This is a genomic window from Stenotrophomonas sp. 96582_Sma (assembly GCF_056480905.1).
Window position 1 is genome coordinate 3959393 of the sequence record NZ_CM151122.1, and the last position, 26277, is coordinate 3985669.

Here is a 26277-nt window from a genome sequence, read left to right on the forward strand (position 1 = left end):
AACGGATCACTTCTTCTCCTCCTTGCCGGCGTCAGCCGCCTGCTGTGCCTGCACCTCGGTCTCATCCAGATAGCGGTAGGTCTTGACCGTGCCGGACAGCTCCAGCGCACCACTGCGGGCGTTGCCGCTGGTCTTGTCCTTGGGCTTGAGGTTGATGTCGTGCATGGTCAGGATGACCACGCGCGGCAGCGACGCCACGCCACTGACGAAGGCACCGAACTGGTGGTAACTGCCCACCATGCGCAGCTTGATCGGCTTCTCGGCGTAGAACTCCTTGACCTGCTCCTGTTCCGGCTCGAACAGCTCGTTGGTCAGGCCGCTGGACAGCGCGGTCTGCGAGATGTCGATGATCAGGTCCGGCATTTCGGTCTTGCTGGGCAGCTGCCGCAGCATCTGCTGCAGCACCTGTTCCATCTGTGCCAGCTGCTGCTTCAGCGGCGCCAGGTTCACCGCACGCTCCTGCTGCTTGGTGAACTCCGAACGCAGCTCGACTTCCTTCGATTCCAGGCCGGCAAGTTCCTCGCGCTTGCCACTGATCAGCAGCATCCACGCCACGAACATGATCACCAGCGCCAACAGCGAGCAGAAGACGATCTTGGCCTTCTGCGGCCAGTTGCCGATGTCGTTGAAATCCAGGTTCTTCAGATCGATTTTCTGGCTCATGCGCGATCCCCCTGCAGCGGGGCGTTGAAGGCCTGCGGCGGCTGCGCCAGGCGGCTGCCCTCGGGCTTCGGCGCAGGCTTTGCAGCCGGGGCTGCCGGTTGGTTCGGCGTGGCCGGGGCCGGGGTGGCAGCAGGTGTGTTGACCGGCGCGGCGGCGGGTGCGGGTGCAGCCGGTGCAGCAGCGGGCTGGCCGGCGGCCGGTGCAGCAGGTGCCGCTGCATCCGGGCCGGCTGCAAGCGGTGCCACTGCGGGCGGAGCCGGCGTTGCCACCGAACCATCGGCGTTGAGGCCTGGCGTACCAGCCACTTCCTCACTCTGTGCCGGCAGCTTCACCTTGACCACGAACACATAGGGCAGCGCCTTGATGTCGGCCAGCGGGCCCACCTTGCCGTCCTTGTCCTTCTCGGGATCACGCGCTTCGATGATCGACAGTTCCGGGTTGGTCATCCAACCGGAGGTCTCCAGGTTGCGCATGTACGCCGAAACACGGGCATTGGACTGGGTACGGCCTTCCAGGGTCAGCACGTCGCCTTCCTGCTTCAGCGCGGTCAGCACCAGGCCATCGGGAATCGTGCGCACCAGCGCATCGAACAGGTGCACCATCTGCGAGCGCTTGGCCTGCAGTTCCTCGATCACCTTCTTGCGGGCCAGCAGGCGTTCCTTCTGCGCGTCGAGGCGGTCGATCTCCTTGTTCTGTTCCTTGACCTTCTCGATCTCGGCTTCCAGATAGGCGTTGCGGTCCATCTGGCCGCTCACCTGGCGGTCGTAGTAGAACCAGATCACCAGCGACAGCAGCAGGCCACCGATCGCGGCCATGCCCAGCATTGCGTAGAACTCGCGCTGGCGTTGCTTGCGCCGCTCGGCGCGCCAGGGCAATAGATTGATGCGTGCCATCAGTCGAAGCTCCTCAGCGCCAGACCGGTTGCGATCATCAGCGCGGGGGCATCCTGGGCCAGCGCATGCGCGTTCACCTTCGGCCCCAGGGTCATCTGCGCCAGCGGGTTGGCGACCACGGTCGGCACGCCCAGCTGTTCCTCGACCATTTCCGGCAGACCGCCCAGCACGGCGCAGCCGCCGGCCAGCACGATGTGATCAACGCGGTTGAACTCGCTGCCTGCGTAGAAGAACTGCAGCAGGCGGCTGATCTGCTGGACCGTGGCTTCCTTGAACGGCTCCAGCACTTCCATCTCGTAGCTTTCCGGCAGCCCGCCCTGGCGCTTGGCCAGTCCGGCTTCCTCGTAGCTCAGGCCGTAGCGGCGCATGATCTCGTCGGTCAGCTGCTTGCCACCGAACACCTGTTCGCGGCTGTACAGGCTGCGGCCGCCGCGCAGGACATTGAGGGTGGTCATGGTGGCACCGATATCGACCAGCGCGACCACACCCTCGATGGATACCGGCAGCTCGCTGGCGACCAGGGCATAGGCGTTCTCGACCGCGAAGGCCTCCACGTCCATCACCTTGGCCTGCAGGCCACCCAGCTCCAGCGCCGACTGGCGCAGTTCCACGTTCTCCGAACGCGACGCGGCCAGCAGCACCTGGACCATCTCCGGGTTGTTCGGGATCGCCCCGATCACCTCGAAGTCCAAATTCACTTCCTCGATCGGGTACGGAATGTAGTTGACCGCTTCCAGCTCGATCTGGGCTTCCATGTCGTTCTCGTCGAGCTCGGCCGGCATCGGGATCACCTTGGTGATCACCGCCGACCCAGCGACGGCGGCAGCGGCCAGCTTGGCCTTGCTCCCCGAGCGGTTCATCGCGCGGCGGATGGCCTCACCCACGGCCTCCACTTCCACGATGTTCTTCTCCACCACCGCATTCGGCGGAAGAGGTTCCACAGCGTAATGTTCCACACGAAAACGATTGCCACTGCGGGACAGCTGCAAAAGCTTTACCGCAGTCGAACTGATGTCGACGCCTACAAGCGGCGACTGACTTTTTGGGATGAGCCCCACGGTTTCTCCCCTGCCGACGGGCACTTGGACGCAAGACCTGCGCCCGAGCATTAATAACGTATTCTTAGCAAATGGCAACGGCCCTGCTGTGAAGTCCCTCACGGATTCACCATGCAGCCCCTGACTGTTCCCCTTGCGCTCCCCGGTGCCGACCCCAGCCGCCACCTTGCGTAATCTATACTCTGCGACCACGAAATTCGCAATCGGAATCTGAACCCGATGACTCGACTCCGCCGCTGGCTGCGCTGGATCTTCCTGATTGTCCTGGTCCTGGCGCTGATCGGCGCGGCCGCCGTGGGCGGTCTGTACTACGCCGTGTCCTCCAAGCTTCCCGACGTGCAGACCCTGCGCGACGTGGAAATGCAGGAGCCCATGTACGTCTATGCCGCCGACGGCAAGCTGATGGCGGTGTTCGGCGAGACCCGCCGTACCCCCATCACCATGAAGGACGTGCCCGAGCGCCTGAAGCAGGCGTTCCTGGCCACCGAGGATGCCCGCTTCTACGAGCATGGCGGTGTGGACTACATGGGCATCGGCCGAGCGGTGTGGCTGCTGGCCACCACCAACGACAAGCGCGTGCCGGGTGGCTCCACCATCACCCAGCAGGTGGCCCGCCAGTTCTTCCTCAGCTCCGAGTACAGCTACACCCGCAAGCTGGCCGAGATCCTGCTGGCGCGGAAGATCGAGTCCGAGCTGAGCAAGGACGAGATCTTCGAGCTGTACCTGAACAAGAGTTTCTTCGGCAACCGCGCCTACGGGGTGGCCGCCGCCGCCGAGTTCTACTACGGCAAGAAGCTGAACGAGCTGGACCTGGATGAAATGGCCTCGCTGGCCGGCATCCCCAAGTTCCCGTCTTCGGGCAACCCGATCTCCAACCCGGAACGTGCCCGCCAGCGCCGCGACAACTACGTGCTGCAGCGCATGGCCGACCTGAAGTTCGTCAGCCAGGCCGAGGCCGACGCGGCCAAGGCCGTGCCGATGCACGCCACCGCGCATGAACCGCCGGTGCAGGTCGATGCCCCCTACGTGGCCGAGCTGGTGCGCCAGGAAATGATCGCCCGCTTCGGCGGCGATGTGGTCAACAAGGGTTACCACGTCACCACCACCATCGATGCCACCCTGCAGACCGCCGCCAACCAGTCGGTGCGCGACGGCCTGCTGCTGTACGACCACCGCCACGGCTGGCACGGCGTGGAGAAGCAGGTGCAGGTGGGTGCCGGCGAAGACGCCGCTGCCCTGGCCGAGCACCTGCGTGGCATGTACGGCCAGGCCGGCCTGCTGCCGGCCATCGTCGCCAGCACCGGTGCCGATGGCAGCGCAACGGTGGTGCTGGCAAACCGCAGCGAGATCGTGCTGCCGGCCGGCGCCGCCAAGTGGACCAACAAGACCCCGGGCAAGCTGGTGCAGCGCGGCGACATCGTGCGCGTGCGCGCCGGGGCCAAGGAAGGTGAGTGGCTGCTGGACCAGATCCCGCGCGGCCAGTCCGCACTGGTCTCGCTGGATGCCCACAACGGCGCGTTGAAGGCGCTGGTGGGTGGCTTCAGCTTCTCCGGCAACAAGTTCAACCGCGCCACCCAGGCCCGTCGCCAGCCGGGTTCGAGCTTCAAGCCGTTCGTCTACGCCGCCGCCTTCGACAAGGGTTACAACCCGGCCTCGATCGTGCTCGACGCCCCGGTCGTGTTCCGCGACCGCCGCGGCAAGACCTGGGCCCCGCAGAACGACGGCGGCGGCTTCCGCGGCCCGATGCGCCTGCGTGAAGCGCTGGTGCAGTCGCGCAACCTGGTCTCGGTGCGCCTGCTCGATGGCATGGGCGTGGACTACGCGCGCAAGTACATCAGCGAGTTTGGCTTCGCCGAATCGGAACTGCCGCCGAACCTGTCGATGTCGCTGGGTACCGCCTCGCTGACCCCGCTGTCGGTGGCCCGCGGCTACGCCGTGTTCGCCAACGGCGGCTCGCGCGTGGACACCTGGCTGATCGACCAGGTCAATGACCGCGACGGCAACCTGGTGTTCAAGGAAAACCCGGCGCTGGCCTGCCGCGACTGCGCCGGCAGCAGCGACCAGCCGGTCAACCAGGTGGTGGACGGCTTCAACTTCGGTGCCCCGGCCCCGAAGGTGGACCCGGCTGCTGCCGCCAAGGCCGAAGCCAAGACCGAAACCCCGGCCGCGCCGGTCAACCCCGATGCCCGCACCGCCCCGCGCGCGATCGACGCCCGCACCGCCTACCAGCTGGTGTCGATGATGCGCGACGTGGTCCAGCGCGGTACCGGTGCCCAGGCCAAGGTGCTCGGCCGCGAGGACGTGGGCGGCAAGACCGGCTCCACCAACGACCACCGTGACGCTTGGTTCTCCGGCTTCGGCGGCCCGTACGTGACCACCGTGTGGGTGGGCCGCGACGACTTCCGTTCGCTGGGCTACCGCGAATACGGTGGCAAGGCCGCCCTGCCGATCTGGATCGACTACATGCGCACCGCGCTGAAGGACACCCCGATCGCGCAGAACGACCCGCCCAGCGGCATGGTCCAAGCCACCCTCAACGGCGCCACCGAGTGGGTGAAGGTGGAAGACATGGACCGCCTGACCGACTACGACCTGAACCTCAATACGCCGCAGGCCGACGCCGCCGCGTTCGATATCTTCTGAGGAAGGGTGCGGTGGGTGCCGCTCTGGTAGATGCCAACCTTGGTTGGCACCGATGCGGCTCTGGTAGCTGCCAACCTTGGTTGGCGCCCTGTGCCGACCAAGGTCGGCACCTACCAAAGCCTTGGTGGGTGCCAACCTCGGTTGGCACCGATGCCGCCCTGGTAGATGCCAACCTTGGTTGGCTCCCCGTGCCGACCAAGGTCGGCACCTACCAAAGCGTTGGTGGGTGCCAACCTCGGTTGGCACCGATGCCGCCCCGGTAGTTGCCAACCTTGGTTGGCGCCCCGTGCCGACCAAGGTCGGCACCTACCAAAGCGTTGGTGGGTACCAACCTCGGTTGGCGCCCCGTGCCGACCAAGGTCGGCACCCACCAAAGCAGTTGCATCCGCCATACCCACGCAGATGTCACATCCGTGCGCTAGTCTGTAGCCAGGTCGCAACAGGGAGTCATCGCATGCATCGCGCCCGTCAGCATGCTGCCAGCCAGACCCGCGAGCGGCGCCACCGCCTCGCCCACGAAGCCGCCCGCCTGATGGCCGAAGGCGGCATCCGCGACTACCACCAGGCCAAGTTGAAGGCCGCCAGCCGGCTCGGCATTCACGACGATGCCTCCCTGCCCCGCAATACCGAGATCGAAGACGCCCTGCGCGAGTACCAGCGGCTGTTCTCCGGGCCCCAGCACGGCAACGAACTGCAGCGCCGCCGTGAAGCCGCGATGCGCGCGCTGGAGTTCCTGCACGGCTTCTCCCCGCGCCTGGCCGGTCCCGTGCTGGACGGCACCGCCGACGCCAACAGCCCCGTGCAGCTGCACTTGCACAGTGACGACCCGGAAGCCGTGCACCGCTTCCTGGACGAACACGGCATCCCCGCCGAGTCGCGGACGCGCCGCCTGCGCATGGACCGCGAACGCTGCCTGGATGTGCCGGTGTGGGTGTTCAGTGCCGAGGAGCTGACCTTCGACCTCGCGGTGTTGCCGTATGACGCCCTGCGCCAGGCACCACTGTCACCGGTGGATGAGAAGCCGATGCGACGCGCGTCGGTGGCACAGTTGCGGCAGGTGCTGGCCGAAGCGGAGATCACTGCGTACATCGGCGGATGACGGTAGCGCCGGTCCATGGCTGGCGAGCGCAGCGGCGTTCGCCTTGGGTGGGTGCGGACCGTTGGTCCGCACTGTGCTTCGGGCATTTCGATGGCTGACCGGAGAGCAGTCGAGCATGGCTCGACTCTACAGGGGCGCTGCACCCGTGTTTGGTAGGTGCGGACCGCTGGTCCGCACTGTGCTTCGTGCATTTCGATGACTGAGCGGAGAGCAGTCGAGCAAGCTTGTATGTTCCTCCCGGCTCCTACGCGGTATGTAGGAGCCAGGGTGGAGGGACCGTCAAGCATGCATCTGCGGATACTAGCCGACAGACGAGTCGAGCGATCCCCATCCCGCACACGAACGTCGATAAAGGATCGTACGGCCCCCAAAGGGGATCGTCGATGTAGGCAAGCTAACGTCGGTGCGGTACCACCCCAGCCCCTTAAAGATAGCTGGGAGCCGTACAAATGTCTGATTCTCTCGATATTGGCGTGGACGTGGACTCCAAGGAGTTCGTACCGGCAGTGGCCGACCGCAAGGCCGGCGACAGGATCGCCAACACCCGGGCCGGCATAGCCCAGTGGCTCAACACCTTGCCCCAGCGATGCCGGATTGGCATGGAGGCGACGGGGCGGTACTACGAGTTGTTGGCTCGGATGGCTGGCCAGGCAGGCCACGTTGTCTATGTGATCAATCCACGTCTGATCAAGCACTACGGCCGGGCGACGGGCTCGCGTGGCAAGACGGACGCCATGGACGCCGAAGCGATCGCCCGGTACGTGAAGAAGGAGAACGATCGCCTGCGTGAATACGTACCGCGTACCGACGAGCAGCAGCAGATGCACGATTTGCTGCGCAAGCGGCAGACGCTGGTAAAGACACGCGCGCGCCTGGAGCAATCCTTCGGGGTAAGCAAAAGTGCCCCCGGGGAGCTGTCAGATCTGTTCTGCGCTCTGGCTGGGACGCTGTCCGAGCTGGAAAGCGAACTGCAGCGCTTGGGTCGCGATGGAGAGCATGGCACGCTCTACAAGCGCCTGTTGACCATCCCTGGTGTCGGCCCTGCCGTCGCCGCTCACCTGATCTACTACATGACGCGCTGGCCGTTGGCCAACGCCAACGCGTGGATCGCCTGCACCGGCCTGGATCCCCGGCCTAACGAGTCTGGCGGCAGAACGGGACGGCGTCGGCTGTCCAAACAGGGCGCGCCAGTGCTGCGCCAGATGCTCTACATGGCCGCAATGGGGCTCAAGCGGTGTCGCCGGGGGCAACCGCTCTACGACGAGCTGTCAAAACGCGGTCACCCCAGCACCGCCGTCTTCAACATCCTAGCCAGAAAGCTGGCCAGGATCGCCTGGGGTGTCTTCAAAAGCGGCCAGGACTTCGATCCGGCCATGCTGAAGGTGGGTCAAGCCTGCTTCCAGCAGGCTTGACCGCGAACATAGGATCTCGACTCTACAAAAGCGGTGTTACCTGCTCTGGCAGGTGATGCCCATCATGCGCGCTACCAGACAAAACGGGTATCGCGCAGCGGGTCGCTGAGCAGCCGCGGCAACCACGGTGCGGGGGCACGCTGCGGATACTCCCGCATCATCTGCGCGTGCATGGCCTGCAGGTCCCGCAGCACCCAGGACTGGTAGTAGATGTCGTTGAACCCATCCGACCAACCACTCTTCACCCGCTCATGCTCGTCTGCCTCCAACGACGGCATCTGGTCCAACGACACCTCCAGGATCGTCGCCAGCGCCGCGTTGATCTGCGCATTCTCCACACCGGCCTGGCGCACGTAGTCCAGCCGATCCAGCACCCGCCGGCAATCGTAGGGGAAGCACCCGCCTGTGGCCGTGATGTAGTCAGCAATGTCCGCCAGCATGTCGGCTTTCAGCCGCCACACCACTTCGCTGTCCATCACCTGCCGTACCCGCATCGTGCGCAGCGTGCTTGCCCGCACCTCCTCCGGCGTAGTGAACGGGGCACCCGGCGTGCTGCCCGCGTGGCGTACCAGCACGATGCGATGGATCGCCTCCCTGGTGACACCCTCGATGCGCAGCGCCGCTGTCTCCGGGTGCACGCGCGGCGTCGGCACGCTCAGCATCCGCCACATGTACCACAGCACCAGCAACAGACCGGCGATGCACAGCCCGCTCATCAGCGTCCACAGATCCAGGTTCCGCGTGTAGTAGCGATAGCGCGCCCGCCAGATATAGAACGTGCGATAGCTGATGATTCCCTTTACCCATCTGTACATCGCCATCTCCTGGGCGAGGACCCCGGCGCGGCGGGGTGGATTACGCGCGTCACGCCGGGGCTCCATGGCTTACCAGCCGATGCCTACGCCGACGCCCATGCTGCGCTCACCGCTGTTGGTGAACGCCCCATTGAGGCTGAAGGTGGCTGAGCCCTTCTCGTTGAGCACGCGCTGGTAACCCACCGCCATGGCCGACTCACCCTCGCTGTAACCCACGCCCGCACCAAGGCGGTTGTAGGCGGCCAGGCCGGCGGTGTTCATCGCCATCGCCGTCTGCGCGCTGCTCATCGCCGCCATGCGGTTGAAGCGCTTGTCCATCTTGTCCAGGCGGCGCTCGAAGTTGCTGATCGCCCCATCGGTGTACTCGTTGGCGCGGGCCAGCATCTTCTCCAGTTCAGCGGTGTCGACCTGCGGCTTCGGCGAGTCGTCCTTGTTGGCCTTCGGCTGTGGTGTGGGCTTGTCGCCCTCGCCTACGGAGGCGACCTGCTGGGAGTCCTTGCCTTCCGGCACTACGGGGGTCTCTTCGGCCTGCGGCTTCGGCACCGAGGACGTCGCCAGCGCACGCGGTACCGGGGCATCGTCGATGCGCTGCTCCAGACCATCCATGCGGCCGTTGAGCTGCTGCTGCATCGAATGCAGCTGACCGCCGTTGACCGCGTCGCGGCTGCCGGCCGCGATCAGGCCGTTGGCCACGTTGGAAATGACCATGCCGTTGGCACCGGCGAGGGTGAGCTGGTTGACACCATCGGCGCGGACCGAGGGAGTGTCCTGGAAGACGGAGCGGAGCTGGGTTTCGACCCTGTCCACACGCGAGGTATTGGTGACGACCGCACCATCCAGCGCCTCCAGTGCACCGTTCAACGTGGACTGCGTCTGGCCCTGGACGTTGAAGCGCGGACCAATGATGTTGCCGTTGGCATCCACTTCGCCGCCGAGCGCGGAGAGCGCACCGCGCAGCTGGCCGACGGTGGCAGCGTTGTGGTTGGCGGTGCCGTTGGCGATGTTTACGAGGCGGCGCTTCATGTTCGGGTTGCCGAAGGAAACAACTCCAACTTCCGTAGCCGCCGAGCCGGCGCCCATAGCCAGAGATCCCGCTGCACCTGATTCAACTACCGAGCCAAGGCCAATCGCAATACCTTGTGCGGAGTGCACTCGAGATCCAACGCCGACCGCAAAACCGTCAGGCGCATCGGCAGAAACGCCCGAGCCACGACCAAGAGCGACAGAGCCATCGCCAAGCGCTCTCGCGTAGGCCCCCAGTGCCGTGCCGCCGTCGACCCCAGTCATTGCAGAATCGCCGATTGCCACGCCCAAGAAGCCAGCAAACGCATCTTCACTTAGCTCATCTGTATTGATCTTCAGGAAGCGTCCTTGATGCTCAATATTGGATACCCGATCACTGACGCCAAACAACTGGCGCCCAGTAACTACATCTCGACTATCTGCCGAAATGGAGCCATCGGCCACGCCAGTCAAACGCGCACCACCGAAGTCGATCGGGCCGTTTGCATCCATCTCTCGCACTGCCTGCTGCCTCATCTCCCGCTCCTTGCGCATCGCCTCCAGATCATTCCGATTCTGCGAGATCTTCTGCTCTGCGGCATACAGCTGGTTGCCCGTAACGGCATCACGGCTTCCCGGCGCCACTCGGCCGTCGGAAAGATTGGTCAGCACCATGCCGTTTACGCCATTCAGCGCGATCTGGCTCATGCCATCAGCACGGGCGGAGGGTGAATCCTGGAAGATCGAGCTGAGCTGGCCTTCCACCTTGTCCGTGCGTCGGCCGACAGTGATGACGGCGCCATCGAGTGCCGTCAGCGCATCCTCGACGGTGCTCTGCGTTCCGCCCTGCACCGTGTAGGTCGGCGCAATGATGTTGCCATTGGCATCCATGCCTGCGCTGCCGCCGAGGGTGGCGAGGGAATCCTTGAGCTGGGAGACAGTGGTGGCGTTGTGGTCGGCAGTGCCGCGAGCGATATTCACCAAACGCCGCTGGAGAATCGCATTGCCAAACGATGCAACACCTCCTTCGCTAGCTTCAGCACCCTGACCCAATGCCAGCGAGCTATCAGCGCCACTGCCAACCTTTGCACCGGCCCCAAGCGCCACGCTCCCATTTGCAGCTCCACCAATCGATCCAACTTCGGCCCCGGCACCCAGTGCGAAGCCATTGTCGGACCCTTCGAAGACGGTAGACCCGCGCCCGACGGCAACCGAATTTCTTCCCATTGCTACTGCACGAGTCCCCACCGCGGTTCCGCCATCAGCGCCAGCCTTAGCGGCATTGCCCAGTGCTACACCAGCCAAGCCTGCTTCAGCGCGCTCGATGATGGGTGCTGTGCCGATGCTCAGGAACTGGCCAGAGCTCTCTAGATTCGATACACGACTATTGGTCTCATGAAGCTGGCGGCCCGAAATTGCCTCAGCACTGTCGCCACTCACCAGCCCGTCTGCAACGCCACTGATCTTGCGGCTTTCATTGGTACTGTTGCGAACATCCAGCACAGTTCCACTGTTCTTCTCACCAAGCCGTATGCTGCCAGTCGCGGATACCTGCGCCACCAACCCACCCAGCGCTGCTGTCTCGGCCAGCGCCTTGGCTGCATCCGTCTTTGCCACGACAGCGTCCGTGCCCGCAGACCTGGCAATGCCCTCCACCGTCGCCACCTTGTCATTGGTGGCATTGAGCTGCTTGCCATTGACGGCCTCATAGCTGCTGGCGCTAACCACACCATCGGCCACGCCGGTCAGCTTCCGATTCGCGTTCGCGCTGTTGCGCACATCCAAAACGGCGCCGCTGTTCTTCTCACCGATCCGGACATTGCCGCTGGCACTGGCCTGGCTCAGCAGCCCATTGAGCGTTCCCACCTGGGTCAAGGCGGTGTTCGCGGTGGTCTTGGCCGCGCTGGCGTCACTCAGCGCGGTGCTGACGTTGCTGTTGGTGGTGTTGAGCTGCCGGCCAGTCACCGCATCGGTGCTGGTAGAAGACAGCACTGCATCCGCAACACCAGTGATCTTGCGGTTCACATTGGCGCTGTTCCGCACGTCCAGTACGGTGCCGCTGTTGGTTTCACCCAGACGGACATTGCCCGAGGCAGATGTTTGGCTCAGAAGCCCGGAGAGAGTGTTGGCCTTGGTCAGCGCACTGTCTGCATTGGACTTCGCGGAATCAGCGACAGATCGCGCGGCCGTGACATTGCTGTTGGTCACATTCAGCTGCTTGCCTGACACAGCCTCAGTGCTTGTGGCACTGATCGTAGCGTCTGCCACACCCGTGATCTTGCGGTTGGCATTTGCGCTATTTCGCACGTCCAGTACGACGCCGCTGTTGCTTCCGCCTACACGGACGTTACCTGAGGCGGACGTCTGGCTCAGCAGTCCAGAGAGCGTGTTGGCTTTCGACAACGCACTGTCGGCATTGGTCTTCGCGGAATCGGCGACGGATCGCGCAGCCGTGACATTGCTGTTGGTGGCATTGAGCTGCTTGCCCGACACGGCTTCAGTACTTGTCGTACTGAGCGTAGCGTCTGCCACCCCCGTGATCTTGCGATTGGCGTTCCCGCTATTGCGGACATCCAGCGCGATGCCGCTATTGCTCCCGCCTACGCGGACGTTGCCCGAGGCGGATGTCTGGCTCAGCAGTCCAGAGAGCGTATTGGCTTTCGCCGACGCATTATCGGCATTCGCCTTCGCGGAATCAGCGACCGATCGCGCGGCTGTTACATTACTGTTAGTTGAATTCAGCTGCTTTCCGGTCACCGCATCCGTGCTGGTGGCATTCAAGCGCCCGTCTGCCACGTTGACAATCCGTCGCTTGGTTGAGGTATTCCCCACTGAAAATGAATTCGCCTCGGTTGCTTCGGAATTGGCGCCGATGGCGACCGAGCCATTGGCCAACGCCTTCGCATGATGACCAAGAGCGACGCCGCTGTACTCCGCACGCGCGTTACCACCAACTGCAATGGCTCCGGAGTACCCGGTGGTTCCGGCAAAGGCGTTCCCGCCAATCGCGATGCGTGAAACACCAGCCGTGCTCTCAACTGTGCGGGCGCCACTACCTACTGCTATGGAGTTCTGAGAATAAGCACGAGCATCGTGACCGACAGCAGTGGTACCAACACCCGACGCAACCGAACTCGCACCGAGCACTGTGGAGTAGCCGCCCGCGGCTTCCGCCTTGTACCCAACCGCCACAGCTCGGTCCCCCTTTGCAATCGCCTCATTTCCGACAAGCACGCTTCCCCTCCCTGCCAGCGCCGACGCGGTACCGACGACTACGGAACCCCAACCGTTGATGCTGGATCTGGAGCCCAGAATCATCTGCATGTCACCGTTGAGGGTTGAGTCTTTGTAGTAGGCATCATTCACGATGGCGCCTTGCACCACGATCTTGCGTGGTTGCGCAGCGAACAGCGAAGAGATCATGGGAGAGCTGGCCAAGAACCTAGTCACCTCTTCCTGAGGCTCTCCGCTCTCATACTCATCCTTCGGGCGCTCTTGTGCTGATGCAGAGATTCCCACCGATGCAGCAGCCACCAACACCAGCAACCGCGGCTTGGTCCGGGAGGATTTCCCACGTGGACTACTCAACTCACTGCCCACCACCCAGCACTGCTTGGCCACACTCCAGATACGTCGATAGATTCGATTCATGCTTGTTCTCCTTAACAACAAAGGGAAATGAAGCCCCGCGCTTGCGCGGGGCGATAAAGGGTCAGGCGCTCGGCGCCAAGGTCGTTACGTGATCGCGATAGCCGTCGTTCGACAGGCGGTACTGCAACTGCAGGGTGTTGCCCGGCTGGAGCTGGAACGGCAAGGTCAGCGCAGCATCGGGGTAGAGGCTTTTCGACAGCTCACGCGGCGTACATACGCCACTGGCATTGCACTCGGACGCACCGGTGATACCCACACGCAGCGTGCCGGTATTGCGCAGGGTGTTGCCCTGCAGTTGCAGATCCACGCTACCCTTGGCAGGCACCACGTTCACCAGCGCGCCCCAGACCAGGCTGACGCCGACGTTGGCCTGCGCCGCCTGCTCGTCGCCCTCCAGGATCGTGCCGTCGGGGCCATTCACGCCCTCGAAGTAGATGCGATAGGCCGCCTCTTTTTCGACGGTCTGCAGCGGAATCACCCGGATCAGGCGATTGCTACCGCCGCTGAGTGCGAACTTGCCGGGGGTAATGGCAATCGCCGCATCGGCGGCGTCCACTTCGATCTCTTCCTCACCCACCTGCGCCGGGTTGGTGATGCGCAGCAGCCGCGCCTGCACGTACTGCGGCTGGGTGGATTGCGAGTACACGCGGATCTTCGTTCCGTGCCTGGCGTCCACCGCTGCACGCATCGGATGAATGGACAGATTGGCCTGTGCCGGTGGGGCCAGCAGTGCACTCAACGGCAACAGGCAGAACAGCAGCTTCTTCATGATGAGCCTCCGTGGGGATCAGGGTTTGGCAGTCGGCACGCGCAGCTCTACCGTCAGCTCGCCGTCGTAGAGACCGGGGCGTTTGCTGGCGATGGGCGTGGGTGGTGTTTCCAGCGTCAGTGGCGTGGGCACGCAGTACACGGGTTGACTGATGCCCGGCAGCAGCACCATGCGCAGTTGCGCGCTGTCGATGCCACGCAGCAGCTGTTCTTCGCCGTGCTTCATCGCCAGCAGATTTCCGCCGTAGTTCAGGCCGACCTGGTAGTCGAGGCGCTGGGTGTCGTCGCTGCCACCATCCTGATGCCAGACCGCAAAGTCACGCCCAGGCGGTGGGCGTGGGCCACTGTCGCGCACGGTGACGCCGAGGAATTCGCTCTGCGAACCCACACCGTCGTACAGGCACATGTCCACTTCCTTGCGCCCAGCGACGACCTTGCGGATGGGGTCGTAGCGCAGGTCCATGTTGACCAGGGGGGCAACGCCATCGAACCCGGGAAAGTAGATCGAAATCGCGTCGTAGTCGGTGACGGTGAAGTCGAAGTTGAAGGTGGCTGTGGCTACTGGTGCTGCGGCAGGGTCGGCTCTGATGTTCAGGCGCATCGTGGCCTTCCAGTGGCCGGCGACGAGCCTCGCAAGTTCTTCTGCTGGAACTGAGAGCCTCACCCCAGTTCCAATTGGCTGATCAGCGCCACATGTGTACCAAGATGCCGAATGCAGAACCCTCTGCAAGGTGTCCCAGTAGTCGGTTCCGCACCCCCAGTCAGACATGACTCTCTGCAGGCTTCCGAGCGCGCGAATCTCGATGCGCAGACCGGTCCGCTGATCAGCTAAAGCCAGCAACACCTCGCTGATTCCATCTGCACCAGACGGAACGCCTTCCGTCGGGCATCTCCCAAACTCACTATCGGAAGCAGACCCACAAACCACATGGATCTGCCCATACTTCATCGCCAGGTCGTGACTGAACCCCAACACCGTCCGCGGTGCCCACAGCTCCACATCACCCGGCACGGCCGAGCGATCCCAGGTCATCACGATGTCCCGGCTCTGATCCGTCGGATGCGTTTCCGGCGGCCACTGCGCCCACGCCCTCGGCGCCAGCACCACCAGCGCACACACCAGCATCAACACCAACAACACTCGCCGGTTCATGGCGTTCCTCCTGCAGCAGCGGTCTGGGGCGTGGCGGCAATCAACGCGCGTTCCTGCAGCAGGCGGGTCACGCGGGCCTGCTGGCGGATCTGCGGCGGCAGCTGGGCCACGGCCAGCGGCTCGCAGTGCACGGCGCCGACCAGCAGCACCACCTGGCGGCGCTCGCGCACCTGCAGCGGGCAGTGCAGCAGGCGGTCGTCCTGCAGCAGGTACAGCGTTGTTTCGCGACGCGGGAAATCGGCGACGAAGCCGCCATTGGCGCTGGTGCCGGGCACCGGCGCGTTGAGGATGCGGGCGCCACCCAGCGGCGCTCCGGCAAGATCCTTGGCGTTGCCGATGAAGGTGTAGGTCACCTCGATCGGCACCGGCATGCGCATCAGCCGCCCGGGGCTGAGGAACATCGGCCGCGCGCCACCCACGCCGGTCACGCGGATGGCGGCAATGCTGTCCAGCGTGCTGGCGTCCTGTACTTCGGCGCGGTGCGACTGGTACGACGACAACGGCAGCAACCGGCGCTCGCCAATCTGCAGGCGTTGCCTGCGCAGGCCACCCACCTGCAGTTCGGCCGCCACGCCACGCAGGTCGACGTCGTCGGTGTCGGCCACCTGTACGGCCAGGCCGGCGTCTGCACCGTTGCTGCCGCTCCAGTAGAAGCCGCGCTTGCCCAGTGCGAAGCCGGAGCTGTGCATGCCGCTGTAGGCGGTCTCGCTGCGGCCGCGCTGCTGGTAGTGCGCCAGCGTGGCGCCACTCTGGCCGAGGCTGTTCTGCAGCTGGCCACTGAGCGTGGCGCTGTAGCGGTCGCTGTTGTTGGCGCGCAGTTCGGCCGAAAGCTCGCGGTACTGCGCATCGACTTCCTGGCGCAGGCTGTGGCCAACGCTGTAGTTGATGTCCGGGCGCTGGTGCTGCGGCTGGCGCACGTCCACGCTGTAGCGGCGCTGGCCGCTGCCGGCGGTGCCGCGCAGCAGGCGGGTCAGGCTCAGGTTGAAGTAGATGCCGCGATCACGTTGGTCACTGCCGCGCAGGCTGTCGCTGGCGCGCTGCTGCCACACACCCACGCGGGTGGAGACGCTGAAATCCTGCCAGCGATGGCTGCGGCTGAAGCTGGCCTGCCAGGTGCGGCTGAGCTGCGGCTCGCGACGTGGCTGCCACGGCGGCGGCGGTAGCAGCAGCGGGTCCAGCCCGGCCAGCGGGTCGCCCTCTGCACCGGGGAGCTCGCGCCCGGCGCGCCAGGTCTGCCGCCGCGTGTAGCCCACATAGGCACTGCCACCGGCCAGCGGCAGCGCCATCGAGGCGCTGAGCGAGTTGGTGCAGCCCAGCTGGTCGCGGGCGTCGGCCTCGAACTGGCAGGCCTTGCCGCGCATGCGCTGCTGGTAGATGTTCCAGGATGCGGTGCGGCGGTACGACAGCTGGTGCTGCTGGCCGGTGCTGCCATCGTTGCCGCGCATGCCGCCGATGCTGGCGCGCAGTTCCTGGGTGGCGTACAGGCGGCGCAGGTCCACGCGCAGTTCGCCATAGCGGAATCCGCCGAGGTCGGCGGCGCCGGCCACCATCGCCACGTCGCGGCCCAGCGGCACGCGCATCCCGGCCACGGCCACGCGCTCGCCATCGAAGCGGTCACTGCGGCGCTCGTTGCGCTGGCCGCCCTGCACGAACCACTGCCACTGGCTGTTGGTCCAGTCGCCGCCCTTGTCGAACGGCGCGTCTTCGCTGCGCACCAGCACGCCGTCTTCGTAGATGCGCAGGGTGACGTTGTAGTTGCCGAACGGGAAGTTACGGGTGTCGATCTGGTTGATGCCGGCCTGCAGGTAGGAGGTCTGCAGCAGCCGCGTGCCGTCGTAGGCATCGACGCGTGCATCGCGCGCCAGCAGCACGGTCAGCGGCGTGGCCTGCACGGCGGCATCGGCGTCGACATAGGCCTGGGTGGTGCCCACGCGCAGGCCCTGCAGGCGGTCCAGCGGCAGCATGCTGAAACTGAAGGTGCCGCCCTGCGGGCTGGACAGGTTGCGGCGGTCCATGCGCCCGGCCTGCAGGTAATGCGCCTGCCCCAGGTCATGGCGGTAGTAGACGTTGTCGAACTGGAACGCGCTGTCACTGCCACGGCTGCGGTAGCGCTGCTGGTTGAAGTTCCATTCGGCGGAGACATGCCCGCGATCGAACAAGCCCAGCACGCCGGTGCCACGCGCGGACAGCGTCTGGTAATCGCGGCTGCCACTCACATTGATCACCTGCTGGTGCAGGAAGGCGTTCTCGGCGTTGGCGCTGACGGTGTGGAAGCGTTCTGCGGCCGGCTTGCCGGGAATCCACTGGCGGGCAACGAACAGGCGCACCGCGCCCTCGCCTTCGTCGTACAACGCGCGCACGGCGGCGGGGTCATCCGGTGGATCGAGATAGCCGCAGCCGGCAGTAGCGCCACCGAAGCGGCAGGCCAGATGGCTGTTGCGCGGCATGGACTGTGACAGCGCGGGCAGCAGCGCGGCCTGCGCCTCGGCGGGCAGGTCGAGCGCCTGCAGCACGCTTGCTGGATCTTCCAGCTGTACGTGTTCCAGGGTCACGCGCACCGGCGACAGCCCGGCCGAGCGGCCGAACAGCTGGATGTCGAGTTGTTCGGTCTGGCCTTCGACCAGATCCTCGAAGCCGGGCGGGACGCCGCGCGCCGCCGCCAGCGGCGTTGCCAGCGCCAGGGCGAGCGCGACCGCCAGCCGGGTGATGGCGGGGGCGTGTGGGGTCATGGGGGTACCGCTGGAAAAGCAGCCGGCCCGGCGTGCGGGCCGGCGCGGGGATTACGGCGTGGTGGCCTTCTGGTTCAGCACGATGTTGACGATGCCGGTGTAGGCACCCTTGGTGGCAATCGGGGCCGGCGTGGTCTGCGCGATGACCAGCGGCATCGAGATCGACGCGCCCGGGGTGGAACCGGCACCGGTGAACAGATCGGCGGCCTTGAACTCAATCGGAGTCACTGCCAGCGCGCGGTTGTTGAGGCTGACCGTCATCGGCACAGTAACCTTGCCATCACCGTTGGCGAGCACGAAGGCGCTACCAATCTTGGCCTCGATATCGGCGGCTTCATCATTGGAGTGGATGCGCACATGCTGGGTGCTCGGCACCAGGCCGCGTAGCGGATCATGGGTCAGGGTGACGGCGTCCGGCAGTGCGCTGCCGTCATCACGCAGCAGGGCCAGGGTTGGGTCGACGTCGGCGTAGACGGAGATCTTGGTTTCCACGGCGTGCGCGGACAGCGAAGCCGTGGCCAGCGCTGCAGCGAGCGCGGCCTTCTTGAGAATGGCGTGCATGGGTTGTCTCTCTCGGACAAGGGGGGAATGAGAAAGCCCCCCTCCCCTAAGGAGAAAGGGAGGGAGGCGCCGCCCGCAGAGGTGGTTGCGGGCGACGGAGAGAATGTTAGAAACCCATTGTCCTGCAGGCCATTCAAGCATTCCTAAAACGTTGAACGTTAAGAAGAATCTTTGAATTAGTTCAACGTTCCAGGCTTATGCAATTTCCCTCATTCGGTAAATGCAAAAAATCTCATTGCTTCGCCTTTGTAGAGTCGAGCCATGCTCGACTGCTGTTCGCGCTATGCGTGCGAGTCGAGCATGGCTCGACTCTACAGTGGTTCATCCACGCATGGCGTGGATCTACAGACAAGGTTATGCAACTTCCCTCACGCGTTGAATACAACAAACCCCATTGCCTCGCCTTTGTAGAGTCGAGCCATGCTCGACTGCTGTTCGCGCTGTGCGCGCGAGCCTCAGCCTGCGGGCACCACGGCCACGCGATCAACATCGATGTCGGTCGGCTTGAACCGATGCGTATCGACCTTGCCATGCAGTTCCACCACGGTGTCCGCACCAATGGCCTGCTGCGGCAGGTCTTCGTCATCGATCTCCACTTCGATCTGGCCACTGGCATCGCGGAACTGGTAACGCTCGTGGCCAAGCTTGGCGACGAGGTTGCCACGCAGCACCACCGGCTGGTCGTCGCGCTGGGCGCGCGCATCGGCCACGGTGCTGGCAGCGGTTCCTGCGCCTGGGCCGGTGTACTGGGCAAATGCGTGCGGGCTCAGCAGAGCCAGCGGCGTGGCGATGAGGGCAATGGCAAGCAGTCGGTTCATGGTGGTCTCCGTGGCTGAGTAAGTGCCCTCAGGTTCTATCGCCCCGGATGTGATGCCTATGCAATAGATCCGAAAAGATGTGAAAGCGACACTCAGTGTCAGAATTCGTTCAGATCCTGAAGCAAGGTTTTGTAGAGTCGAGCACGGCTCGACCCTACAAATACCCATCCACGCATGCGTGGACCTCGCATTGGCGCGCGATCAGAAGAAGATCGCGTACAGGATCAGCAGCGGAATCGGCACGCCCAACAACCAGAGCAGAATCATTTTCATGGCAGGTCTCCTTGCATGGAACGGGGGTTACAGGTCGCGACGGCGGCCGCCCCAGGTGGCGCTGAGGCTGGCGAAGAACGCGCCGCTCAGCAGCGTGATGAACAGCCACAGCGCGGCATACGCTGCTGCCTTGCGGGCGTCGTCGGCCGCCTGCTTGGCAGTGTTCTTGGCCTTCTCCAGCGCAGCACGCATGCGCGTCTGCACATCGGTCACGCGCGCCTGCGCTTCGGCCTGACTCATGCCGGTCTCGCGCGCGATCAGCTGGGACAGGTACTGGGTGTCGGCCGGATCCAGGCCATCTCCCTGCAGACTGTTGACGATGATGCGATTCACCTCGGCACGCACTTCACGGCGGTCAGCCACCGGGCCATTACCCGGCATCGGACGCGGCGGTGCGGCCATGCGCGCGTCGCGCGGGCCGACGCTTGCGACCGGCGGCGACGGGGCCGCATTCGGATCCATCGGCGCACCCGGCGGAGGCGGCGTTGCAGGATCAGACGGCCCTGCGCTGGTGGCGCTGCGGAACAGCGAGTCCACCCAGTAGTTGAGGTCGCCTTCCGGTGCAGCCGCCGCAACGCTACCGGCGCCCGCTGCGGCGACGCCGGCGGTGGATACTGCAGCACCAGCCGTGGCACCGGCCACTTTCGCGCCCGTGCCGAGTACGCCGCCGATGGCCGAGGTGAGCAGACCGGCGGTGAGCAGCGTGGCCACCGCCCACGACACGAAGCCATGTGCGGTATCGCGGAAGTAGGTTTCGTCGCCGTGGATCTGCGTCCACTTGGTACGCAGGCGTCCTGCCAGATAGCCACCCAGACCCGAAGCCGCCAGCGCAGTGAAGGTGAGCCAGATGATGCTGGACCAACCGAAGGTTTCCTTGCTGACGCCTTCGAACGACCACGGCGACACCGAGGACAGCCCCAGGCCCACGCCGAGAATCAGCAGGATGAGGGACAACGCGGCGGCGGCGGCGGCACCGGCGAAGATTGCACCCCAGGACACGGCGCTTTCGCTTGGCGGGGCGACGATGGGGGCGGCGACGACAGTGCCGACGTCAGGGCCGAGCGGGCCGCGCTCGGGTGGGTCGAATCGGGTACTCATGGGACGGACGCTCCGGATCAGATGCTGCGGATGCAGCTGGCGTCCTGAGGCTGCGCGAGCGCTTGTGAAGCTGGCGAGACCCTTGAATCACGCGGTCTTGGCGCGGTGAAGAGCGTGCCAACCAAGGTTGGCACCTACCGAAGGCGGATGCGGTGGTAGATCCACGCCATGCGTGGATGATTTTTCGCGGGCGCCGAAATCGTGCGGACCAACGGTCCGCACCTACCAGGTCCGCTCCAAAAAAAACGCCCCGCAGATGCGGGGCGTTCTCGGCACAATCTACGCGGGCGATCAGCCCTGGTAGTCGCGCACGTCGCTGCCGGTGTAGACCTGGCGCGGACGGCCGATCTTCATTTCCGGGTCAACCTGCTGTTCCAGCCAATGCGAGACCCAGCCGGAGGTACGGCCCAGGGCGAACATGACGGTGAACATTTCGGTCGGGATCTGCAGCGCCTTGTAGATGATGCCGCTGTAGAAATCGACGTTCGGGTACAGCTTGCGGGCGACGAAGTACTCGTCCTGCAGCGCGGCCTGTTCCAGCTTCACGGCCACGTCCAGCAGCGGATCCTGCACGCCCAGCTGCTTGAGCACCTTGCTGGTCATCTCGCCGATGACCTTGGCGCGCGGGTCGAAGTTCTTGTAGACGCGGTGGCCGAAGCCCATCAGGCGGAAGCCGGAGGTCTTGTCCTTGGCCTTGACCACGGCGGACTCTACGTTGTCAGCGCTGCCGATCTCTTCCAGCATCTTCAGCACGGCTTCGTTGGCACCGCCGTGGGCCGGACCCCACAGCGCGGTGACGCCAGCGGCAACCGACGCGTACGGGTTGGCACCGGTCGAGCCGACCAGGCGCACGGTCGAGGTCGAGGCGTTCTGCTCGTGGTCGGCGTGCAGGATGAACAGCAGGTCCAGCGCCTTGACCACGTCCGGGTTCAGATCGTACTGGCCATCAGCCGACTCGAAGGTCTGCTTCAGGAAGCGGCTGACGTAGTCCAGCGAGGTGTCCGGCTTGTTGGCCGGCAGGCCCTTGCCGTGGCGGTAGATCAGCGCCGACAGGGTCGGCACCTTGGCGATCAGGCGCACAGCGGCCTGGCGGCGCTGTTCGGCGTCGGACAGGTCCAGCGAGGCGTGGTAGATGCCCGACAGCTGCGCAATGGCGGCGGTCAGGATGGCCATCGGATGAGCATCCTTGGCGAAGCTGCCGATCAGGGTGTTGATCGACTCATCGACGTTGGCTTCAGCCGCCAGCTCGTCGGTGAAGGCCTTCAGCTGCTCGGCGCTCGGGCGCTCGCCGTTGATCAGCAGGTAGGCCACTTCGACGTAGCTCGACTTTTCCGACAGCTGTTCGATCGGGTAGCCGCGGTACAGCAGCACGCCCTTGTCGCCGTCGATGTAGGTGATGGCGGACTTGCAGCTGGCCGTCGCGGTGAAGCCGGAATCGTAGGTGAAATACCCCGTTTCCTTGGTCAGCTTCGCGATGTCGACGCAGTCGTTGCCAAGGGTGGGTTTGATGACGGGCAGAACGACCGACTTATCGCCGGCGTTGAGCGTGACCTGATCAAGATCGGACACTGTGTGCGCTCCTTCATGGGAAGGCGCCTGCCCAAGCGCATTGGTCAGGCACGTGAATGACGTCCTCGGCCTGTGCCGGGGATCACGCCATTATCGCACAGCAGCATTTGCCCGGCGCTAGACAGAAGTCGTATACGACAGGCGGCCAGACGCCGGCCGTTGAGCGGCCCGGATCGGCAAAAGTGTTGTCACACGAACGCAGTGTTCCGCCCATCCAAACGCCCGTTGGGTTGGCGTTGGGGAAAAACAAACGGCCGCGCAGAGCGCGGCCGTCGGTTCGAAGCTGGATCGACAGATCAGCGCGCGTAGCGCTTCTGGAACTTGTCGATACGGCCCGAGGTGTCGATGACCTTGTGCTTGCCCGTGTAGAACGGGTGCGAAGCAGAGGAAATTTCAACCTTGACCAGCGGGTATTCGTTGCCGTCTTCCCACTGGATGGTTTCCTTCGTCGCCATGGTCGAGCGGGTCAGGATCTTGAAATCGGAGGTGACGTCATGGAAGACGACGTCGCGGTAGTTCGGATGGATATCGGCCTTCATGGGCTCACACCGTAAATGGGCTGGTGGTCAAGAGCGGCATTATAAGCACCGGTTGCCGCTCGGGGCAACCGGTGCGGGCCAACAGACTTCAGTCCGCGCCCAGGGCCTGGCGCACCAGGGCCTCGAAACGCTGCTGGTCGTAGGCCATCAGCAGATCGCAGTTGTCCGGCTGGCCGGTCTGGCGGTTCCAGTCGACGATGGTGGCGCCGCGGCTGAACGTACCGTTCAGCTCCACGTTCAGCGGCCGCGATTCGACCTGCAGCTGCCCTTCCGGGTTCAGCGCCCAGGCCATGGCGACCGCATCGGCGGTATACCAGCGGCCGCCCTTGCTGTCTTCGGACAGGCCACGGGTCTTGCGCGAGATCAGCTCGTAGAAACGGGCGCGATCGGAATCGGCCTGCAGCCACTTTTCAGCATCCTGCAGCGGCAGGCCATGGGCAACGGTGGCCTCCCAGTCCGACACCAGCAGGTGCTTGAACGAAGTGAACACCACGTGCGCCGCTTCCGGATCGAACGCGATGTTGAATTCGGCCGCCGGGGTGATGTTGCCGTGGCAGGTGACCGCCCCGCCCATCACCACGATGCGCTTGATGCGCTGGGGCAGGGTCGGGTCCAGCTTCAGTGCCAGCGCCAGGTTGGTCAGCGGGCCAAGCATCACCAGCATCAGTTCACCGGCGTGCTCGTGCGACAGGCGCAGGATGGCCAGTGCGGCGTGCTCGGCTTCAGCCTGGCGGCTCGGCGGCGGCAGGTCCACGTCGCCGTAGCCGTCACGGCCATGCACGTGGGCGGCGTCAACGGAGGGATGCAGCAGGGGATCCGGGCTGCCGGCAAACACGGGTACGTCGGCGCGGCCGACGATGTCGCAGAGCTTGAGGGCGTTGCGGACGGTGTACTGCAGGCCGACATTGCCAGCGGCGATGGTCAGGGCGACCACGTCATGCCGTTCATCGGCAAAGGCCATCAGCAGGGCCAGGGCGTCGTCCACACCGGGGTCGGTGTCGATCAACAGGGGGATCTTGTGGGTCATCGTTGCCGTCTTCAGATCGGCAACGAAGTGTGGACCGGGATGATGACCGTTGCAAGTACGGGGGGTTGGGGTTCGGCAGGGCTGCGCCCTGCACCCGCCGAATCAACGGCAAACGCCAGAGCAACAGCAAAAGCTGGTTTCCTGGGGGATGGCGGGGTGGGTCCGGTTGCGGGGGACGCTGCAAGTACGTCCATGTAAGCTCGGTCGCCGCATCCATGCGGCTCACGCCCCCGCAACCGGATCCACCCCGCCTTCGACAGATTTCCGCGGCTGTTGGTGGGTGTCGACCTTGGTCGACACATCCACGCAATGCGTGGATGAACATGGAGTAGATCCACGCCACGCGTGGATGCGTGGATGCGTGGACCAAGGTCCACACCCATCAAGGTGGCGCTACGCCGAGGCGTAACGCACGGCGGTGCCGATCCAGCGCTGCACCACGCGATCGGCCAGCGCGGGTTGCTGGGCCAGCAGGCGTTCGGCCAGGTCATGCACGCCGGGCAGCAGGCCGGCATCACGCGCGAGATCGGCGATGCGGAAACCGGCCAGGCCGGTCTGGCGGGTGCCCAGCAGTTCACCGGGGCCACGTAGCTCCAGATCCTTCTCGGCGATGACGAACCCATCATTGGTTTCGCGCATGGTCTGCAGGCGCTCGCGCGCCATCTGCGAGAGCGGTGCCTGGTACAGCAGCACGCAGCGCGATACCGCCGAACCACGACCGACGCGGCCGCGCAACTGGTGCAGCTGGGCCAGGCCGAGGCGCTCGGCATTCTCGATCACCATCAGCGAAGCGTTCGGTACGTCCACGCCCACTTCGATGACCGTGGTCGCCACCAGCAGATCGATCTCACCCGCCTTGAACGCCACCATCGTCGCCAGCTTCTCGGCGGCCTTCAGGCGGCCATGCACCAGCCCCACGCGCACGCCCGGCAGCAGCGCCTGCAGCGATTCGTAAGTGGCCTGCGCCGGCGTGGCGTCGAGCTCTTCGCTTTCCTCGATGAGCGTGCACACCCAGTACACCTGCCGCCCTTCCTGGCAGGCCAGCGCGATGCGCTCGATCAGTTCGGGACGGCGGTCGTTGTTGAGTGCCACGGTCTGCACCGGGGTGCGGCCCGGCGGCAGTTCGTCAATGGCCGACACATCCAGATCCGCGTATTCGGACATCGCCAGCGTGCGTGGAATCGGCGTGGCAGTCATCACCAGCTGGTGCGGCACGCTGTTGCCGCCCGCGCCTTTGTCGCGCAGGGCCAGCCGCTGGTGCACGCCGAAGCGGTGCTGTTCGTCGACGATGGCCAGGGCCAGGTCCTGGAACACCACCGCCTCCTGCATCAGCGCGTGGGTGCCGACCACCACCTGCGCTTCGCCGTTGGCGACCTGCTCCATCACCTTGGCGCGCGCCTTGCCGGTGACCTTGCCGGCCAGCCACGCGATGCGCACACCGAGCGGCTCCAGCCAACCGCGCAGGTTGTTGAGATGTTGTTCGGCCAGCAGCTCGGTGGGCGCAGCCAATGCAACCTGCTTGCCCTGCTCCACCGCCAGCATCGCCGCCAGCGCGGCGACCACGGTCTTGCCGGAGCCCACATCGCCCTGCACCAGCCGCAGCATCGGGCTGGGCCGCGCGAGGTCTTCGCGGATCTGCTTGAACACGCGCGCCTGCGCGCCGGTGAGCGCGAACGGCAGCTGCTTCAGCAGCGCCTTGGCCAGCTTGCCAGGACCGGCCAGCGGCGGCGCATGGTGTGCCTGCAAGGCAATGCGCTGGCGACGCAGGCTGAGGTGATGGGCCAGCAGTTCTTCCATCGCCAGGCGGCGCTGCGCCGGGTGGGTGCCGGCGGCCAGCGCGGCCAGATCGGCATCTGGTGGCGGCCGGTGCACGGTCAGCAGCGCGCTGCGCAGTGACGGCAGCCCGAGGCCATCGAGCCAGCCGCTGGGCAGCAGTTCCAGCGCGCTTTCCTCGGGCAGGCGGTCCAGCGCCTGGCCGATCAGCTTACGCATGGTCATCGGGCCAACGCCTTCCACGGTGGGATACACCGGGTCGAGGCGGTCGCCGAGTTCGGGATCGTCGTTGCGGCCCAGCACCTGGTAGCTGGGGTGGACGATTTCCAGGCCGAGCTGGCCCGGTTTGGGCGTGCCGAAGCAGCGCAGCCGGTTGCCGACCGCGAACTGACCGACCTGCTGCTGGCGGAAGTGGAAGAAGCGCAGCACCAAAGTGCCCCGCCCTTCGTCTTCCACCGCCACTTTCAGCATCGGCCGGTAGCGCATGCCGCGCTCGACCGCGACCACCCGCCCTTCCACCTGCGCCGGTACGCCGTTGCGCAGGTCTTCGATGCGGGTCAGCCGGGTCCGGTCTTCATAGCGCAGCGGCAGATGAAGCCAGAGATCCTGCAGGGTGGCCAGGCCACGCGCCTGCAGTTTGGCGGCCACGGCCGGGCCCACGCCCGCGAGCATCGCCAAGGATGCTTCGCCGGACGGTGACAGGACCGGGGTGACCGCCGCCTTGCGTGCCACG

18 protein-coding genes are annotated in these 26277 nt (G+C 65.1%); 3 read left to right on the forward strand and 15 right to left on the reverse strand.

From position 1 onward, the window contains the following. Window positions 1-6: 6 nt before the first annotated feature. Genes ACZK2R_RS18500 through ACZK2R_RS18510 form a run of 3 tightly spaced genes read right to left on the reverse strand, consistent with a single transcriptional unit; the run spans window position 7 to window position 2614 of the window. Window positions 7-663 carry a type IV pilus inner membrane component PilO gene (locus tag ACZK2R_RS18500; RefSeq protein WP_049400744.1) on the reverse strand — a complete coding sequence of 219 codons (657 nt, stop codon included), beginning with the start codon at window positions 661-663 and terminating at the stop codon, window positions 7-9. Beyond that, on the reverse strand, window positions 660-1556 hold the full coding sequence (locus tag ACZK2R_RS18505; RefSeq protein WP_180838614.1) for a PilN domain-containing protein: 897 nt from the start codon (window positions 1554-1556) through the stop codon (window positions 660-662). Before ACZK2R_RS18505 ends, ACZK2R_RS18500 begins: the two co-directional genes overlap by 4 nt. Then, complete coding sequence (locus tag ACZK2R_RS18510; protein WP_010484061.1) at window positions 1556-2614, reverse strand: pilus assembly protein PilM; 1059 nt, start codon at window positions 2612-2614, stop codon at window positions 1556-1558. The genes ACZK2R_RS18505 and ACZK2R_RS18510 overlap by 1 nt, the downstream gene beginning before the upstream one ends. Window positions 2615-2833: 219 nt before the next feature. On the opposite strand from ACZK2R_RS18510, the gene ACZK2R_RS18515 reads away from it, so the two are divergent. From ACZK2R_RS18515 to ACZK2R_RS18525, 3 genes are all read left to right on the forward strand, one after another. Next, window positions 2834-5257, forward strand: a complete 2424-nt coding sequence (locus ACZK2R_RS18515) for a penicillin-binding protein 1A (RefSeq protein WP_132810710.1) — start codon at window positions 2834-2836, stop codon at window positions 5255-5257. Window positions 5258-5711: 454 nt separating this feature from the next. Then, a complete protein-coding gene (locus ACZK2R_RS18520) occupies window positions 5712-6356 on the forward strand; it encodes a hypothetical protein (RefSeq protein ID WP_010484059.1) in 645 nt (214 codons plus the stop codon). A 449-nt stretch (window positions 6357-6805) separates the two neighbouring features. Next, window positions 6806-7768 carry an IS110 family transposase gene (locus ACZK2R_RS18525; RefSeq protein WP_478482351.1) on the forward strand — a complete coding sequence of 321 codons (963 nt, stop codon included), beginning with the start codon at window positions 6806-6808 and terminating at the stop codon, window positions 7766-7768. A 71-nt stretch (window positions 7769-7839) separates the two neighbouring features. Here ACZK2R_RS18525 and ACZK2R_RS18530 read toward each other — a convergent pair whose 3' ends face one another. The 12 genes from ACZK2R_RS18530 to recG form a co-directional block, all read right to left on the reverse strand. Then, a complete protein-coding gene (locus tag ACZK2R_RS18530) occupies window positions 7840-8583 on the reverse strand; it encodes a hypothetical protein (protein ID WP_107432127.1) in 744 nt (247 codons plus the stop codon). Window positions 8584-8652: 69 nt separating this feature from the next. Next, window positions 8653-13236, reverse strand: coding sequence for an ESPR-type extended signal peptide-containing protein (locus ACZK2R_RS18535; RefSeq protein WP_180838480.1), 4584 nt, complete (start codon window positions 13234-13236; stop codon window positions 8653-8655). Window positions 13237-13297: 61 nt separating this feature from the next. After that, a complete protein-coding gene (locus ACZK2R_RS18540) occupies window positions 13298-14005 on the reverse strand; it encodes a pilus assembly protein (protein WP_180838479.1) in 708 nt (235 codons plus the stop codon). Window positions 14006-14023: 18 nt separating this feature from the next. Beyond that, window positions 14024-15157: a CfaE/CblD family pilus tip adhesin gene (locus tag ACZK2R_RS18545; protein ID WP_180838478.1), complete on the reverse strand. Its 1134-nt coding sequence runs from the start codon at window positions 15155-15157 to the stop codon at window positions 14024-14026. Then, on the reverse strand, window positions 15154-17886 hold the full coding sequence (locus tag ACZK2R_RS18550; RefSeq protein WP_180838477.1) for a TcfC E-set like domain-containing protein: 2733 nt from the start codon (window positions 17884-17886) through the stop codon (window positions 15154-15156). Before ACZK2R_RS18550 ends, ACZK2R_RS18545 begins: the two co-directional genes overlap by 4 nt. A gap of 51 nt (window positions 17887-17937) precedes the next feature. Beyond that, a complete protein-coding gene (locus ACZK2R_RS18555) occupies window positions 17938-18447 on the reverse strand; it encodes a CS1 type fimbrial major subunit (protein WP_106469007.1) in 510 nt (169 codons plus the stop codon). Window positions 18448-18902: 455 nt separating this feature from the next. Next, the gene (locus tag ACZK2R_RS18560; protein WP_125894097.1) at window positions 18903-19265 is read right to left on the reverse strand and encodes a NirD/YgiW/YdeI family stress tolerance protein; all 363 of its coding nucleotides are present in this window, start codon (window positions 19263-19265) and stop codon (window positions 18903-18905) included. Window positions 19266-19565: 300 nt separating this feature from the next. Next, entirely contained in the window at window positions 19566-20636 is a 1071-nt protein-coding gene (locus ACZK2R_RS18565; RefSeq protein ID WP_180838476.1) for a hypothetical protein, read from the reverse strand. A 291-nt stretch (window positions 20637-20927) separates the two neighbouring features. Then, window positions 20928-22205, reverse strand: a complete 1278-nt coding sequence (locus ACZK2R_RS18570) for a citrate synthase (RefSeq protein ID WP_032127838.1) — start codon at window positions 22203-22205, stop codon at window positions 20928-20930. Between the two features lie 296 nt (window positions 22206-22501). Next, window positions 22502-22744 carry a type B 50S ribosomal protein L31 gene (locus ACZK2R_RS18575; protein ID WP_005410871.1) on the reverse strand — a complete coding sequence of 81 codons (243 nt, stop codon included), beginning with the start codon at window positions 22742-22744 and terminating at the stop codon, window positions 22502-22504. A gap of 88 nt (window positions 22745-22832) precedes the next feature. Next, complete coding sequence (locus ACZK2R_RS18580) at window positions 22833-23771, reverse strand: nucleoside hydrolase (protein WP_049457374.1); 939 nt, start codon at window positions 23769-23771, stop codon at window positions 22833-22835. A 393-nt stretch (window positions 23772-24164) separates the two neighbouring features. Next, a complete protein-coding gene (recG, locus tag ACZK2R_RS18585) occupies window positions 24165-26276 on the reverse strand; it encodes an ATP-dependent DNA helicase RecG (RefSeq protein WP_180838475.1) in 2112 nt (703 codons plus the stop codon). Window position 26277 lies beyond the last annotated feature (1 nt).

Coding starts and splice junctions, on each gene's coding strand:
- ACZK2R_RS18535 (WP_180838480.1), bottom strand. CDS start 13,236: ATGAATCGAATCTATCGACGTATCTGGAGTGTGGCCAAGCAGTGCTGG.
- ACZK2R_RS18505 (WP_180838614.1), bottom strand. CDS start 1,556: ATGGCACGCATCAATCTATTGCCCTGGCGCGCCGAGCGGCGCAAGCAA.
- ACZK2R_RS18530 (WP_107432127.1), bottom strand. CDS start 8,583: ATGTACAGATGGGTAAAGGGAATCATCAGCTATCGCACGTTCTATATC.
- ACZK2R_RS18540 (WP_180838479.1), bottom strand. CDS start 14,005: ATGAAGAAGCTGCTGTTCTGCCTGTTGCCGTTGAGTGCACTGCTGGCC.
- ACZK2R_RS18515 (WP_132810710.1), top strand. CDS start 2,834: ATGACTCGACTCCGCCGCTGGCTGCGCTGGATCTTCCTGATTGTCCTG.
- ACZK2R_RS18520 (WP_010484059.1), top strand. CDS start 5,712: ATGCATCGCGCCCGTCAGCATGCTGCCAGCCAGACCCGCGAGCGGCGC.
- ACZK2R_RS18500 (WP_049400744.1), bottom strand. CDS start 663: ATGAGCCAGAAAATCGATCTGAAGAACCTGGATTTCAACGACATCGGC.
- ACZK2R_RS18545 (WP_180838478.1), bottom strand. CDS start 15,157: ATGAACCGGCGAGTGTTGTTGGTGTTGATGCTGGTGTGTGCGCTGGTG.
- ACZK2R_RS18580 (WP_049457374.1), bottom strand. CDS start 23,771: ATGACCCACAAGATCCCCCTGTTGATCGACACCGACCCCGGTGTGGAC.
- ACZK2R_RS18525 (WP_478482351.1), top strand. CDS start 6,806: ATGTCTGATTCTCTCGATATTGGCGTGGACGTGGACTCCAAGGAGTTC.
- ACZK2R_RS18575 (WP_005410871.1), bottom strand. CDS start 22,744: ATGAAGGCCGATATCCATCCGAACTACCGCGACGTCGTCTTCCATGAC.
- ACZK2R_RS18555 (WP_106469007.1), bottom strand. CDS start 18,447: ATGCACGCCATTCTCAAGAAGGCCGCGCTCGCTGCAGCGCTGGCCACG.
- ACZK2R_RS18560 (WP_125894097.1), bottom strand. CDS start 19,265: ATGAACCGACTGCTTGCCATTGCCCTCATCGCCACGCCGCTGGCTCTG.
- ACZK2R_RS18565 (WP_180838476.1), bottom strand. CDS start 20,636: ATGAGTACCCGATTCGACCCACCCGAGCGCGGCCCGCTCGGCCCTGAC.
- ACZK2R_RS18550 (WP_180838477.1), bottom strand. CDS start 17,886: ATGACCCCACACGCCCCCGCCATCACCCGGCTGGCGGTCGCGCTCGCC.